Source organism: Streptosporangium album, from assembly GCF_014203795.1.
Taxonomy (GTDB): domain Bacteria; phylum Actinomycetota; class Actinomycetes; order Streptosporangiales; family Streptosporangiaceae; genus Streptosporangium; species Streptosporangium album.
This window is the reverse complement of record NZ_JACHJU010000001.1, coordinates 4,742,734-4,755,870: the sequence shown is the minus strand read 5'-3', so window position 1 is coordinate 4,755,870 and position 13,137 is coordinate 4,742,734. Positions and strand designations below refer to the sequence as shown.

General features: G+C 70.8%; 15 protein-coding genes. 7 read left to right on the top strand and 8 right to left on the bottom strand.

All coding sequences use genetic code 11. The annotated features are described in order from the left end of the window. Positions 1-46 precede the first annotated feature (46 nt). Positions 47-976, top strand: a complete 930-nt coding sequence (locus FHR32_RS22700) for an ABC transporter substrate-binding protein (RefSeq protein ID WP_184756139.1) — start codon at positions 47-49, stop codon at positions 974-976. 100 nt (positions 977-1,076) lie between these two features. Here FHR32_RS22700 and FHR32_RS22695 read toward each other — a convergent pair whose 3' ends face one another. Next, a complete protein-coding gene (locus FHR32_RS22695; RefSeq protein ID WP_184756654.1) occupies positions 1,077-2,651 on the bottom strand; it encodes a bifunctional NAD(P)/FAD-dependent oxidoreductase/class I SAM-dependent methyltransferase in 1,575 nt (524 codons plus the stop codon). Positions 2,652-2,896: 245 nt separating this feature from the next. Then, the gene (locus tag FHR32_RS44635; RefSeq protein WP_376773355.1) at positions 2,897-3,175 is read right to left on the bottom strand and encodes a hypothetical protein; all 279 of its coding nucleotides are present in this window, start codon (positions 3,173-3,175) and stop codon (positions 2,897-2,899) included. A 75-nt stretch (positions 3,176-3,250) separates the two neighbouring features. Here FHR32_RS44635 and FHR32_RS44630 point away from each other — a divergent pair, with 75 nt between their 5' ends. The 4 genes from FHR32_RS44630 to FHR32_RS43065 all read left to right on the top strand — a co-directional run bounded on the left by FHR32_RS44630 (position 3,251) and on the right by FHR32_RS43065 (position 5,080). Then, on the top strand, positions 3,251-3,463 hold the full coding sequence (locus FHR32_RS44630) for a hypothetical protein (RefSeq protein ID WP_246466276.1): 213 nt from the start codon (positions 3,251-3,253) through the stop codon (positions 3,461-3,463). Positions 3,464-3,487: 24 nt separating this feature from the next. Continuing rightward, positions 3,488-3,889, top strand: coding sequence for a cupin domain-containing protein (locus tag FHR32_RS22685; RefSeq protein ID WP_246466274.1), 402 nt, complete (start codon positions 3,488-3,490; stop codon positions 3,887-3,889). A 112-nt stretch (positions 3,890-4,001) separates the two neighbouring features. Further along, positions 4,002-4,643: a PadR family transcriptional regulator gene (locus tag FHR32_RS22680; protein ID WP_184756138.1), complete on the top strand. Its 642-nt coding sequence runs from the start codon at positions 4,002-4,004 to the stop codon at positions 4,641-4,643. Beyond that, on the top strand, positions 4,640-5,080 hold the full coding sequence (locus tag FHR32_RS43065) for a hypothetical protein (RefSeq protein WP_221465513.1): 441 nt from the start codon (positions 4,640-4,642) through the stop codon (positions 5,078-5,080). The genes FHR32_RS22680 and FHR32_RS43065 overlap by 4 nt, the downstream gene beginning before the upstream one ends. Before the next feature lie 436 nt (positions 5,081-5,516). On the opposite strand, the gene FHR32_RS22670 is transcribed toward FHR32_RS43065, so the two are convergent. The 6 genes from FHR32_RS22670 to FHR32_RS22645 all read right to left on the bottom strand — a co-directional run bounded on the left by FHR32_RS22670 (position 5,517) and on the right by FHR32_RS22645 (position 11,501). Next, positions 5,517-6,455: a sigma-70 family RNA polymerase sigma factor gene (locus FHR32_RS22670; protein WP_184756137.1), complete on the bottom strand. Its 939-nt coding sequence runs from the start codon at positions 6,453-6,455 to the stop codon at positions 5,517-5,519. Between the two features lie 214 nt (positions 6,456-6,669). Beyond that, positions 6,670-7,815, bottom strand: a complete 1,146-nt coding sequence (gene hutI / locus FHR32_RS22665) for an imidazolonepropionase (RefSeq protein ID WP_184756136.1) — start codon at positions 7,813-7,815, stop codon at positions 6,670-6,672. A gap of 7 nt (positions 7,816-7,822) precedes the next feature. Beyond that, positions 7,823-9,181, bottom strand: coding sequence for a formimidoylglutamate deiminase (locus FHR32_RS22660; RefSeq protein WP_184756135.1), 1,359 nt, complete (start codon positions 9,179-9,181; stop codon positions 7,823-7,825). Beyond that, complete coding sequence (locus FHR32_RS22655; protein ID WP_184756651.1) at positions 9,169-10,332, bottom strand: allantoate amidohydrolase; 1,164 nt, start codon at positions 10,330-10,332, stop codon at positions 9,169-9,171. Before FHR32_RS22655 ends, FHR32_RS22660 begins: the two co-directional genes overlap by 13 nt. Positions 10,333-10,392: 60 nt before the next feature. Further along, the gene (locus FHR32_RS22650) at positions 10,393-11,079 is read right to left on the bottom strand and encodes an SDR family oxidoreductase (RefSeq protein ID WP_184756134.1); all 687 of its coding nucleotides are present in this window, start codon (positions 11,077-11,079) and stop codon (positions 10,393-10,395) included. A gap of 95 nt (positions 11,080-11,174) precedes the next feature. After that, entirely contained in the window at positions 11,175-11,501 is a 327-nt protein-coding gene (locus tag FHR32_RS22645; protein ID WP_184756133.1) for a hypothetical protein, read from the bottom strand. A gap of 38 nt (positions 11,502-11,539) precedes the next feature. Between FHR32_RS22645 and FHR32_RS22640 the strand changes: the two genes are divergently transcribed. Then, positions 11,540-12,070, top strand: a complete 531-nt coding sequence (locus FHR32_RS22640) for a PadR family transcriptional regulator (RefSeq protein WP_184756132.1) — start codon at positions 11,540-11,542, stop codon at positions 12,068-12,070. Between the two features lie 102 nt (positions 12,071-12,172). Further along, complete coding sequence (locus FHR32_RS22635) at positions 12,173-13,132, top strand: ATP-binding cassette domain-containing protein (protein ID WP_184756131.1); 960 nt, start codon at positions 12,173-12,175, stop codon at positions 13,130-13,132. Positions 13,133-13,137: the final 5 nt, after the last annotated feature.

Genomic DNA, 13,137 nt, shown 5'->3' with positions numbered 1-13,137 from the left:
ACAACTACCCTTAGGTATGCCTTACCTAAACTCCTAAGGGGAATCGATGACCATCCGTATGGCCAGGGCCGCGGCCGCCGTCCTGCTGTCCGCTCTCGCCCTCACGGCCTGCGGCTCCTCCGGCGGCGACCAGGCCACCGAGGGTCCAACCCGCACGATCAAGCACGCGATGGGCGAGACGGAGGTGCCCGACTCTCCCAAGCGGGTCATCGTGCTCGATACGGACAAGCTCGACACCATGGTGTCCCTGGGCCTCACACCGGTCGGCGCCGCACAGGCGTCCGAGAATCAGGCATGGCCGAAATACCTGGGATCCGCCCTGAACGCCACCAAGCCGGTCGGCACCCTTCAGGCACCCAACCTTGAGGCCATCGCGGCGCTCAAGCCGGACCTGATCCTGGGCACGAAGTTCCGGCAGGAGCAGTTCTACGACAAGCTCCGCCAGATCGCCCCCACCGTGTTCACCGAGAAGGTCGGGATCACCTGGAAGGAGAACCTGCTCCTCGACGCCGACGCGCTGGGCAGGAAGGCACAGGCGGAGAAGCTCCTCGCCGACTACCGGTCCCGGGCACGATCTCTCGGCGGCTCCGGCGCGGTCAACGTGAGCATCGTGCGCTTCATGCCCGCGCAGATCCGGATGTACGGCCCCGAGTCGTTCAGCGGCATCGTTGTCGGCGACGCCGGTTTCGGCCGTCCCGAACCGCAGCGGCTGGCAACCGCCCAGGACAAGCGGTTCGGCGAGCTGAGTCAGGAGAACCTCTCCCAGGCCGACGGCGACGTGCTCTTCTACAGCGCCTACGGCGCCCAGGCCGCGGAGAGCCAGGCCACGGTCACCGGAGGCCCCCTCTGGAAGAACCTGCCGGTGGTGAAGGACGGTAAGGCTCACAACGTGGACGACGAGACCTGGATGACCGGCATCGGCGTCACCGCCGCCGGGAAGATCCTCGACGACCTGGAGAAGTACGCGAAGCCGTAGTGGACGAGGCGGTTACGGCCGATGTGCCCTTCTCGGGCGTGATGCCCCGGCGGTCGGGTGGTGTCCGGCCGGTGCGTGACTCAACGGCTACCGGGGCGGTTCACCCGCGGCGGCGCGCGACCAGGACGGCGTCGTGGATGGTGATGTCGCCTCCCTCGGGGCCGACCACGACGCGTGGCCGGGCCTCGGCGACCAGCACCTCCCACGCGGCGGGGTCGAGGGAGGCCGCGACATCCTCGCCGGTGAACATCATGTCCGGGAAGTGCATCCGGTGGGCCGTGGTCCGCAGGTCGGACGGGTGATGCCCGACGATCAGCAGGGTGCCGCCCGGGGTCACCGCGGCGGCCAGCCGGGCGAACAGCACTCGGCGTTGCTCGCCGGGCAGGTGCATGAACTGCGACGACACGAGGTCGTACGCGCCCTCGGCGGGCACCCGGTCACCTAGGTCCCCGTGTGTCCAGCTGATACGCGCGGCGACCTCCGCCCCGGTGTCCGCAGCGTGGGAGGCCGCGCGCTCGAGTGCGGTGGCGGAGATGTCGATCGCCGTCACCTGCCAGCCCCGCCCGGCGAGCCAGACGGCGTCGGCGCCCTCGCCGCAGCCGACGTCGAGCGCCCGGCCCGGGGTCAGCCCGGTGGCCTCGGCGACGAGCTGCGGGTTGGGGCGTCCGCTCCAGATCGCCGGCTTGGCGCGGTAGCGCTCCTCCCAGGCGGCCTCCTCGAACATCGTGTCGATCCGGTGCCGGTACGCGTCGACGGCGTCGCGGGTCTCCTCGGCGATGAGGTCGGCGTTGATCGCCGCACCGGCGTTCAGGCCCGCCGCAGCGGCCGAGATCACCTGGGCGCGCACGTCGGCCACGTTGCCCGCCACCCACACACCGGGCACGTCGGTGGCCCCGGTCGAGTCGGCGGGGACCTGACTGCCGAAGACGTGCCCGCCCATCTCCACGTCGACCGGCTTCAGCCCGAGCGACTCCAGCACGCCCGCGCGAGCGGTGAACCGGGGCGCGACGACCACCGTGTCGAGCGTGACGACCTCGCCCGAGGCCAGCCTTACCCCGGTCAACGTGTCGCCGGCCACTTCGAGCCCCGCGGCCGGGCCGTCCACGACGGTGATCTCGCGAGCCGCGAGCCGCTCGGCCTCCTCGACGCCCGGTGGCGGGGTGCCGTGCAGCAGGAGCAGCACGTGCGGGCTCCACTGCCGCCACAGGTGCGCTTGGTGCAGGCCCATCGGCCCGGTGGCCAGCACGCCGATCCGCCGGTCGCGGACTTCCCACCCGTGGCAGTACGGGCAGTGCAGCACGTCGCGCCCCCACCGCTCGGCAATCCCGGGCACGTCGGGCAACTCGTCGACGAGCCCGGTCGTCACGAGCAGCCGCCGCGCCCGCACGCCGCGCCCGCCGTCCAGCGTCACGAGGAACCCGTCGCCCTCCTTCACCGCGGCCTCGGCGCGCCCGGCGACGATCTCGCCGCCGTATCGGGTCAGCTCATCGCGCCCGGCGGCCACCAGCTCGGCGGGCGGCGTGCCCTCCCGGGCCAGGTAGTTGTGCACGTGCCCGGCCGGGGCGTTGCGCGGCTCCCCGGCGTCCACCACCAGCACCGACCGCCGCGCTCGCGCCAGCGCCAGGGCCCCGCTGAGCCCGGCCGCGCCGCCGCCCACCACCACCACGTCGTACATCTCGTCCACCGTGCGCTCCCTCTACTCGTCGTCTGCGTCCACGGTGCGGCGTGGCCGCCGATCCGGCAAGTTAATTTGCCGATATGGCAAACGATGAGGCTGCGGCCCCGGCGGCCATGGGGCCGCGCCCCGCGCAAGCGACGCGGCACGACGCCGAGCCAGCTCGCCGACGGCACCGCGGACGCCCGCCACCGGCTCCTCGACGCCCAAGCCGCCGGTCCGTCTCCATGCTGCGAGGACCGGCGCTAAGGACCGAGAAGTCCGTTGACGAGGGCGATCAGGCCCTGCCTGTAGGTGTCCTCGGCGGTCAGGGAACTCCAGCGGCCACCCAGGGACGCCAGCCGCGGCAGGACCTGCGGGTCCAGGTCGGCGAAGATCTGGTCCCGGTAGGTCGGCCGGTCGGCGTCCCGGCGGCGGCGCGCGGCGGCGGCGGCGGCGGCGCGGATGATGATCTCTCCCGCGGTGTAGTACCAGATGGCCCGGTAGGCGTGAACGCCCTGTTCAGATGTCAGGCCACACTTCACGGCGGAGTCGATGACGTTCTCCGGGAACCAGAGCGCGGAGGCCGACAGCAGATCGGCGGCTGTATCGGCCTGGCGGTGCTCACGACCGTCGCGGGCCGGCGCACCGGGTTGAGCACCGATCCCACGGTCCTCACCCACGGCTACGCGCTGAGCCTGGGAATCTCCGGCATCCTGCTGGCCATCGCGGTGGCCGTGGCGCTGACCGTCCTGCCCAAGGGCCGCCCCGGCCCGCAGACCGGCACCGGCGCGCGACCGGAAGAACTCGCCGCTCCGGCCACGTCACGCTGACCGCCTCGATACTCAGGGAAATCCATGATGAAGACCTCTCCCATCGACCTGTTCCACTCTGCGATCCGCCTGTATGACAACGGACGGGTCCAGGCCGAGGAACGTCAGATGCACGGCGAACTGAACGGATGGACGGTCGCGACCTTCCACGTCGAGACCGACGAGGACGTTCACCCTGATTACTGGGAGATGCACCCCGGAGCCGAGGAGGCGGTGTGCGTGCTGGCCGGCGGAGTGCGTATCTTCCTGCGCCCGGAGGGCCCCGGTTCGGAAGAGGCGACCACTCTGAAGGCGGGAAACGTGTTCATCGTGCCGCGCGGCCGCTGGCACCGCCTGGAGCTGGACGGCCCGAGCGACCTGATGTCCATCACGCTGCGCAACGGCACCCGCCTGGAGAAGCGGGCCGAAGGCCAGAGCGGGGCCTGAGGATCGCTCGGGCGTCTCATCCTCCATGCCCGGCAGGTGCGCCCGACGTTCTTGTTTGCGCGACATTTTTAGTGCAAACTGCAATAGAGAAGATTGCATGACAGGGAGGGCGATGACACTGCGACGGACCCATCGCGACCTGGTCGGGCTGACCGTGCTCGCATTGCTCTCCATACGGCCCAGCCATCCCTACGAGTTGCACCGGCTCATCGTCGAGACGCACAAGGACTACGTCACGGGCCTGCCCCGCAGCCTCTACCACGCGGTGGACCGGCTGGCCGGGGAGGAGCTGATCAGTCCTGTCGAGACAACGAGGGAAGGCCGCCGGCCCGAGCGCACGGTGTACGAGATCACGGCCGAGGGCACGGCGGAGCTTCAGAGCCGCCTCCGGCGCCTGCTGGAGGAGCCGGACCATGACAGCCGCGTGTTCCTGGCGGCGATCTCCCTCATCGGCTGTCTGCCACCTGGGGAGGCCGGGCGGTGCCTGCGGACGCGGGCCGCCACCCTGAAGGGCGGGGTGGTGGCCTGCGACGCCCACATCAGCGCGCTCACCGCCAGTGGTCTGCCCTCGATCCTCATGCTCGAAGTGGAGTGCGAGCGCGCCCTCCGGGCGGCGGAGCTCGACTGGGTGCATGGAGTGATCGCACGCCTGGAGTCGGGCGAGCTCGGATGGTCCGACTCTTCGAAAAGCGGCCTGCTGACCGACCTTCTTGGTGAGGAGCAGCCGCACTCCACTTCTCAGGAGGAGCGATGAAGTCCCCGCTCCACGAGGTGACGGGCGTGATCGAGGCTCCTGCGGACCGGGTGGCGGACCTCCTGCTCGCCGCACGGCCCGGCCCGATCGGCCCGGACAACCTGTGGCTGCTGAACGGCTCCCACCAGGGCAACCTGTCCGGCGGCCCGGAACGGTTCACGGCTCACTTCGCGGGCCACACGATGACCGTCGAGGTGCGGAAGAACCTTCTCGCGCTTCAGGGCGGCTGGTGGTATCGGGGCGAATACCTCATCGAGCCTCACCCCCTGGGGACCCGTCTCGTCCATCGAGTCTTCAACGTGGCGCAACGGGGCCGCTGGGGAGTGCCCCTGGCGAACCGGTTCTTCATCGGGTTCAGAGCCGGCCTCCGGAAGAACACCGGCGATCTCCTCGACAGAGTCGGCGAGCAGCTTGGCTGCGCCGCCCACCTGGAGTGAACCACCGGACACGGGCCGACGCGGACGGACGGTCGCCGGCCCCTGCGGCGCTCGGCCCTGCACTGGTCGGAGAGGCACGCGCCGGCTACGGCGATCAACCCTGAACGGCCCCGCACGGATCGCTTCAGCGTCAAAGAGCCCGATGGGCGGTCCGAAAGCAAGAAACTACGGTCCGCACGCCGTACGGCGGAGCAGTCTGGCGCGGAGGTGGGCAGGTGTTCCGGCCGGCTTATAAAAAAGCGCGACCACCGCGCCCGCCAGGCCGGAGGCCTGAAACACCGGACGGCAACCGCGACGGCCGGCCGGAACACCTGCCCACCGCAGCGCGAACAGCGAGAAACCCTCAACCCCACAGACCTGAACGACCGAACGGACCGAATAACAGTTCCGGCACGGCCCAGGTGAGCCGTGCCGGAAACGTGTCAAGGCCGGAAGGTCAGGCGGCCATGGCCATCTTCCGCAACCGGGCCAGCGCGTCGCGCTCGATGCGGCGGGCGCGGTCACGGCCGATGCCGTAGCGCTCGCCGACCTCGGTCAGCGTGTGCTCGCGGCCGTCCATCAGCCCGTAGCGCCAGCGGAGCATCTCACGGGTCTGGCCTTCCAACCCTGTCAGCCACTGCTCCAGGCGCTCACGCTCCAGGATGTCCATGGCCTGTTGCTCCGGGTCGGCCCACGTCTCGTCGGCGATCATGTCACCGAGCTCGGTCTCGTCCTCGTCGCCCACGCCGAGCTGGAGGGAGACGGGGTCGGACGCCCAGCGGCGCAGCTCACGGACGCGTTCGATCGGCAGCTCCAGCACCGCGGCCAGGTCGGCGTCCGTCGGCTCCTGGTCGAGCTCGGCCAGCATGTCGCGCCGGACCCGCATCAGCCGGGTCATCTGCTCACCCGCGTGGGTGGGCAGCCGGACCGGCCGGGCCTGTTCGTGGATCGCGCGGCCCACGGACTGACGGATCCACCAGGTGGCATATGTGGAGAACTTGTAGCCCCGCCGGTAATCGAATTTCTCGACCGCCCGCACCAGGCCCAGGTTTCCCTCCTGGACCAGATCGATCAGCGGCATTCCCCGTCCGGAGTATTTGCGCGCGACCGCCACCACAAGACGTAGATTGGCCTGGATGAATTCATCTTTGGCCCGCTGCCCCGAAACAGCCAGCCGTTCAAGCTCCTCATCGGCGGCGTCCGCGATCCGCGGCTCCGCCAGTCCGCCGTCCAGCAATTGCTCCGCGAAGAGGCCCGCCTCGATCCGCTTGGCGAGTTCGACCTCCTCCTCTGCGGTGAGCAGGGGAACCCGCCCGATCTCAGCCAGGTAGGTCCCCAGCAGGTCCCGGTCAGAGACCTGCTGATCCTGCGTCCGATTCCCCGTCGGCCTTGCCATCCGATGGCACCTCGCTCCGCCTGCTTATGACATGTCCGCACGCTCGTTCAAGGCCCCGCGCCTGCGCACATGTCGCTTACCTGACCAACGCCCGGATCAGCGCAAAGATTCCCTAAAGAAGTACGCCCGAAGAACGGTTTTGAATTTCCTCCCTAAGGAGGATGACTCCGAACGCAACGTCACAGGCATTGCGGTCTTCCCGCCCGGCGGGGTTTCAAACCAGGCGGCGGCCCTCCCGCCAGACCTGGTCCACCAGGGGTACGCCAGGCCGGTAGGCCAGATGGACGTAGGAGGGGGCGTCCAGGACCACCAGGTCACCGCGGGCCCCCACTCTCAGCGTGCCGACATCGTCGCGGCGCAGTGCTCTGGCTCCGCCGTGGGTGGCGGCCCTGATCGCCTCCAGCGGCGTCATCCGCATCTCGCGGACCGCCAGCGCCAGGCAGAACGGCATGGACGAGGTGAAGGACGAGCCGGGATTGCAGTCGGTGGCCAGCGCGACGGTCACCCCCGCGTCCAGCAGGCGACGCGCGTCCGGGTACGGCGAGCGGGTGGAGAACTCCGCGCCGGGCAACAGGGTGGCCACCACCCCGGCCGAGGACAGCGCGAGGACGTCGTCGTCGGTCAGATGGGTGCAGTGGTCGGCTGAGGCGGCGCCCACCTCGGCGGCGATCCGCGCACCGGGACCGTTGCCGAGCTGGTTGGCGTGGATCCGCGGCATCAGCCCGGCCTTGACCCCGGCGAACAGGATCTCCCTGCTCTGGTCGGCGTCGAACGCGCCGCGCTCGCAGAACACGTCGACCCACCTGGCGTACGGCGCGCAGGCTGTGAGCATCTCCCCGGTGACCGTGCGGACGTAGTCGTCGGCGGACGTGCCGGGTGGCACGACGTGCGCGCCCAGGTAGGTCGTCTCCGTGGTGAACCGTCCGGCGATCTCCAGGGAACGGCGCTCGTCCTCCACCGTCAGGCCGTAGCCGCTCTTGATCTCGACGGTGGTGGTCCCCTGGGCGAGCATCTCGGCGACCAGGGCGGCCGTCCTGCCTGCCAGGAGATCGCCGGTGGCCGCACGGGTCGCGGCGACCGTGGTGCGGATGCCCCCGGCGGTGTAGGGCTCCCCCGACATGCGGGCGGCGAACTCGGCCGTGCGGTCGCCGGCGAAGACCAGATGGGCGTGGCTGTCGACGAAGCCGGGGATCACGCAGCGCCCGCCCACGTCCACGCGCTCGTCGGCTCCGGGGTCCTCGCCGGCGGCTCCGGTCCACACCACCCGGCCGTCCTCGACCACCAGGGCGGCGTCCTCGATCTCCTCCCGCTCCGGATCACCGGTGTAGAGCAGCCCGATCCTCTCGAAGAGCACACTCACCGGCCGCTCACTCCTTCTCTCCCCGCGCCTCGGCGATCGCCTCGCCGAGCAGCGCGCCCACGTTCCCGAGCGTATGCCGGCCCTCCGCCACGACCCGGTTGCCGCCCGACACCACCGAGTGCACATCCGCGGCCGTCGCGGCGAAGACCACCATCTCCGGGGCTCCGCTGTGGGACGCGCCCGCCGTACGGACCGAATCCAGTCGTACCGACACCAGGTCCGCCCACGCGCCCGGTACGAGCATGCCCGCGTCGGGAAATCCCAGGGAGGCGTGCCCGGCGGCGGTCGCGGCCTGGAGCAGCTCGGCGGCCGTCCAGTGGCCGCGCTGCTCGGTGGCCAGCCGCTCGTTCAACTCGACCGCGCGGGCCTCCTCGAACAGGTCGACGACCGCGTGGCTGTCGGAACCGAGGGTGATCGGCGAACCCGCCTCGGACATCGCCCTGGCCGGGCCGATGCCGTCGGCCAGGTCACGCTCGGTCGTCGGGCACATGCAGACGTGGGTGCCCGACTGGCCGAGCAGCGCGATGTCGGAGTCGGACACGTGCGTGGCGTGCACCGCGGTGGAGCGGGGACCGAGCACGTCGTGCTCGCTCAGCACCCGGACCGGGCCTGCGGCGTGCATCTCCACGCAGGCGGCGTTCTCCGCGCGCTGCTCGGACACGTGGACGTGCATCGGAAACGCGTGGTGCTGGGAGAACCTGCTGACTGTGGGCATCTGCTCGCAGGGGACCGCGCGGACCGAATGGACGGCCACACCGATCTCCACGTCCTCGACCCCCCGGTAGGCGTCGGCGAGGGCCTCTACCCGCACGGCCCACCTGTCGGCGTCACCGTCTCCGAAGCGGAGCTGGGTGCCTCCCAGCGGGGTGCCGAAGCCGCCGCTCAGGTAGCAGGCGTCCAGCAGGGCGATGCGCAGCCCGGCGTCCCGCGCGGCCTGGATGAGCGCGTGGCCCATGACGTTCGGGTCGTCGTACGGTGTGCCGCCCGGCCCGTGGTGCAGGTAGTGGAACTCCCCGACGGCGGTGATCCCGGCCAGCGCCATCTCTGCGAACGTGGCCCTGGCCAGCTTGAGGTAGGAGTCGGGGTTCAGCGTCGCGGCCACACCGTACATCTGCTCACGCCAGGTCCAGAAGCTGCCCTTCTCCCGCTGCGTCACCCCCCGCATGGCCCGGTGGAAGGCGTGGGAGTGCGCGTTGGCCAGTCCGGGGACGGTCAGCCCGTCGAGCCGGACGGCTCCCGCGGGCGGGTCGGCCATACCGGGGGTGATCTCCGCGATCCGGGAGCCCTCAACCCGGACGAGCACCCCCGCGACGACCTCGCCGGGCGGGAGCCAGGCGAGCTCACACCAGTAGTTCAGCTCCGGCACAGCTCCTCCAGAGTGGTCGTGAGGGCGGCGACGCCCGCGTGGCAGTCAGACACCTCGGCGTGTTCGTCCGGGGAGTGAGAGATTCCCGTTGGATTGCGAACGAACACCATCGCGCTGGGCACACCCGCGGAGGCGATGATTCCGGCGTCGTGTCCGGCCCCGGTCGGCAGGACCGGAACGCCCCCCAGGAGCGAGGCGATCCGTCCCGTGAGGGCCTCGTCGAAGTCGACGACGGGGGTCCACGATTCGGCGCTGACCTCGGCCCCGGAGAAGTCGGCCAGCTCGAAGACCAGGTCCCGGACGGCGTCCTCGTCGCCGCCCCGGGCGTCCAGCCAGGCGCTGACCAGCCCCGGAATGGCGTTGGCGTTGTTGGGCGACACGCGGACCTTGCCGAAGGTGGCCACCACCCCCTCCCGCTGGGCGGCCTGGCGGGCGTGCAGCACGGTCCGGGCGAAGGGCAGCATCGGGTCGTCGCGGTCTTCCAGCCGGGTGGTGCCCGCGTGGTTGGCCTGGCCGTGGAAGTCGAAGCGCCAGCGGCCGTGCGGCCAGATGGCCGCGGCCACGCCGACGGGCGCCTCCCGGTGGACCAGCTCCTGGCCCTGTTCGACGTGGAGCTCCACGAAGACGCCGACCTGGCCGAGGGTCTCGTCGTCGCGGCCGAGCTCGCCCGGGTCGCGTCCGGCCCGGCGCAGCACCTCGGCCATCGAGTCGCCCGCGTCGTCGGTCAGGCCACGTGCCCGGTCGGCGTCGAGAGCGCCGGTGAGCAGCCGGGAGCCCATGCAGGGGACGCCGAACCTGGCACCCTCCTCGTCGGTGAAACAGGCCACCCCCAGCGGGCGGGCGGGTTCGAAGCCCCTGGCCCGCAGCGCGTCGACGGCGGCGAAGGCGGACACGACGCCGAGCGGCCCGTCGAAGGCGCCGCCGTGGCGCACCGAGTCGAGATGGCTGCCCGTGACGACGCCCGGTCTGCCCGACGGGTCTCCCCACCAGGCCCACAGGTTGCCGTTGCGGTCCTCTCTCAGGTCGAGGCTCCGTCTGGCGGCCTCCTGACGGAACCACTCCCGCAGTTCCAGATCGGCGGACGACCACGCGTCACGCAGGTAGCCCCGGGTCCGGGCATCACGTCCGAGGTGCGCGATGGCACCCCACATCTCGTCGAACACCCCTCCATTATGTGAATGGAGCCATTCATTGGCGACCCGGCGCCGCCCTCAGCGCACGGGCCCCGCCGTCGGGCGGACGGTGATGTCGGTGATGTGGGCGTCGGGTGAGGCCGTCACGGCGGCGACCACCGCCCTGGCCACCGACTCGGGGGCCAGGTATTTCTCCGGCTCGTAGATCCCGCTCTCCTGGGCCCGCACACCGCGCTGCATGTCGGTGTCCACCCGTCCCGGGTAGACCGTGGTCACCCGGAGATCGGGCTCCTCCAGCCGGAACGCGTCGGCGAAGGCGCGCAGCGCGAACTTGCTGGCCGCGTAGGAGCCCCAGCCCGGGTTGGCCCGCTGCCCGGCCCCCGAGTTGATCAGCACCACCTGGCCGTAGGCCGCGCGCAGCGCGGGCAGCAGCAGCCGGGTCAGCTCGGCCACCGCGATCACGTTGACCTCCATGGTCCGCCGCCAGACCTCGGCGGGGCTCTCGGCGATCCGCCCCAGGGTCGCCACACCGGCGCTGTGCACCAGCACGTCGAGCCGGTCGATCCCGGCGACGTCGGCCTCGGTGACCGCGGTGAGCTCCACCGGCCAGGGCCGCGCGTCCGGCAGGTCGGCGCACATCTTGGCCAGCGCCTCGGCGTCCCGGCCGCCGAGCAGCAGGTCGTGGGTGGGGGCCAGGGCGTGCGCGACGGCGGCGCCGACCCCTCGGGAGGCTCCGGTGACCAGTGCGGTCGGACGTTGGGACATGCGATTCACCCTACTCCGGGCCGACGGGGGCTTCCGCGCTCCCCCGGCGGCCCCACGGGCCTCAAGCCCGGCTTGCCCCCCCGACGGCTCCGGCCCTACTGCGGGCGGAAGGTGGCGGGTCCCGGGTGCTCCAGGGTCAGGGCGTAGACGTTGTGCGGGTAGCGGTGGTCGTTCGGCTGGATCCTGACCTCCTCCGCGGCGGCCTCCAGGATCACGCACCGGTACCACTCGCCGTCCTCCAGGAACTCCCACGGCCGCATCAGCACCTCCAGCCCCGACCGATGGACCTCGTCGGAGGCGGCCTCCTCGGGGCGCGGCTCCCCCAGCGGGTAGCCGAACACGGTGAGCGGCTCCCACACGCCGCCCACCGGCCGCAGGAATCCCAGCAGGGCGCCGTCGTCGTCACGTCTGATCTCTCGCATGGTTGACACCATATACAAACTTGACTACAAATTTGAATATGTCCTCCACTCGCGTCCTGCTGCTCGGCGTGCTGCTCGACGGCCCGCTGCACGGCTACGAGGTACGGCGCCGCCTCGAACTCATGGGCACCCACCACTGGGCCAACGTGGCCTACGGCTCGATCTACCACGGCCTGGGCAAGATGGCCGACGAGGACCTGCTGGAACGGGTGGAGGAGGGCAAGGGCGGCAAGACCGTCTACGCGATCACCGAGATCGGCCGGTCGGAGTTCTCTCGGCTCCTGCTGAGCAACTGGTGGGAGATCAAGCCGATCGTCGACCCGTTCCAGGTGGCGATCACCTTCATGGACCGGATGTCACCCGCCGAGCTGATCTCGGCGATGGAGGCAAGGGCCGCCCAGCTCAGGTTCTCCGTCGACATGACCCGGCGCGCGATGGGCGGCAAGCAGGCCTACGGCGCCCCCCGGCACATCGACGAGTGCCTGCGGCTCAACCTCCTCCAACTCCAGGCCCAGCTGACCTGGGTGGGCGAGACCATCGAGAAGGTCAGAAACGGCGAACTGCCGTGAAAACCGGTTGAGTCTCCTCTGGCAGGAGGGTTCAGTCTTCCCGATATCCGAATTCTCCGGGAACGCCCTCCGGCGCTTTCCGGACCCCCGAAACGGAGAACCATGATCATCGAAGCGCACGGGCTGCGCAAGACCTTCACCGCCAGACGCGGGCGAGGCAAGTCCGAGGAGGTCGAGGCCGTCCGAGGCATCGACCTGGAGGTCGGCGAGGGCGAGATCTTCGCCGCTCTCGGCCCGAACGGCGCGGGCAAAACCACCACCGTCCGGATGCTGGCCACCTTCACCGCCCCCACCGCCGGCACCGCACGGGTGGCCGGGCACGACGTGGTGAAGGAGGCCGCGAAGGTCCGGGAGAAGATCGGTTACGTCAGCCAGGCCGGCGGCGTGGACGACAACGCCCCCGGCCGCGAGAGCCTGCTCCTGGCCGCGCGCATCGCGGGGCTCTCCCGGAGCCAGGCGAACACCCGCGCGGACGAACTGCTGGAGACCTTCAGCCTGACCGAGATCGCGAACCGTCCGGCGAAGACGCTCTCCGGCGGGCAGAAGCGGCGGTTCTCCCTCGCCGTCGGCCTGGTGAACCGGCCCCCGCTGGTCTTCCTGGACGAACCCACCACCGGCCTGGACCCGCAGAACCGCGCCAACCTGTGGGACGAGGTCCGTGCCCTGCGCGACGCCGGCACCAGCGTGCTGCTGACCACCCACTATCTGGACGAGGCCGACGCGCTATGCGACCGGCTCGTCATCATCGACCACGGCCTGATCGTCGCCGAGGGCACCCCGGAGAAGCTCAAGAAGGAGGTCGCGGGCGACGTCGTCACACTCAGACTCGACGACCTGGCCGCCGGCCGGGAGCTCCTCGGCGCGCAGCCGTACATCAAGGAGACCCAGACGGAAGGCGAGACACTGCGCGCCTACCTCGACGACGGCGAGCACAATCTGCCCGCCCTGCTCCGCGCCCTGGAGGTCGGCGGCCTGGCGATCCGGTCGATCTCCCTCGACCGGGCCACGCTCGACGACGTCTTCCTGCGGCACACCGGCCGCTCCCTCCGCGACGCCGCCTGAACCCC

Excerpts from the sequence above, each read along its gene's own strand:
- FHR32_RS22700 (WP_184756139.1), top strand. The coding sequence starts at position 47 with ATGACCATCCGTATGGCCAGGGCCGCGGCCGCCGTCCTGCTGTCCGCT.
- FHR32_RS22695 (WP_184756654.1), bottom strand. The coding sequence starts at position 2,651 with ATGTACGACGTGGTGGTGGTGGGCGGCGGCGCGGCCGGGCTCAGCGGG.
- FHR32_RS22685 (WP_246466274.1), top strand. The coding sequence starts at position 3,488 with ATGATGAAGACCTCTCCCATCGACCTGTTCCACTCTGCGATCCGCCTG.
- FHR32_RS22680 (WP_184756138.1), top strand. The coding sequence starts at position 4,002 with ATGACACTGCGACGGACCCATCGCGACCTGGTCGGGCTGACCGTGCTC.
- FHR32_RS43065 (WP_221465513.1), top strand. The coding sequence starts at position 4,640 with ATGAAGTCCCCGCTCCACGAGGTGACGGGCGTGATCGAGGCTCCTGCG.
- FHR32_RS22670 (WP_184756137.1), bottom strand. The coding sequence starts at position 6,455 with ATGGCAAGGCCGACGGGGAATCGGACGCAGGATCAGCAGGTCTCTGAC.
- FHR32_RS22655 (WP_184756651.1), bottom strand. The coding sequence starts at position 10,332 with ATGTGGGGTGCCATCGCGCACCTCGGACGTGATGCCCGGACCCGGGGC.
- FHR32_RS22650 (WP_184756134.1), bottom strand. The coding sequence starts at position 11,079 with ATGTCCCAACGTCCGACCGCACTGGTCACCGGAGCCTCCCGAGGGGTC.
- FHR32_RS22645 (WP_184756133.1), bottom strand. The coding sequence starts at position 11,501 with ATGCGAGAGATCAGACGTGACGACGACGGCGCCCTGCTGGGATTCCTG.
- FHR32_RS22640 (WP_184756132.1), top strand. The coding sequence starts at position 11,540 with ATGTCCTCCACTCGCGTCCTGCTGCTCGGCGTGCTGCTCGACGGCCCG.
- FHR32_RS22635 (WP_184756131.1), top strand. The coding sequence starts at position 12,173 with ATGATCATCGAAGCGCACGGGCTGCGCAAGACCTTCACCGCCAGACGC.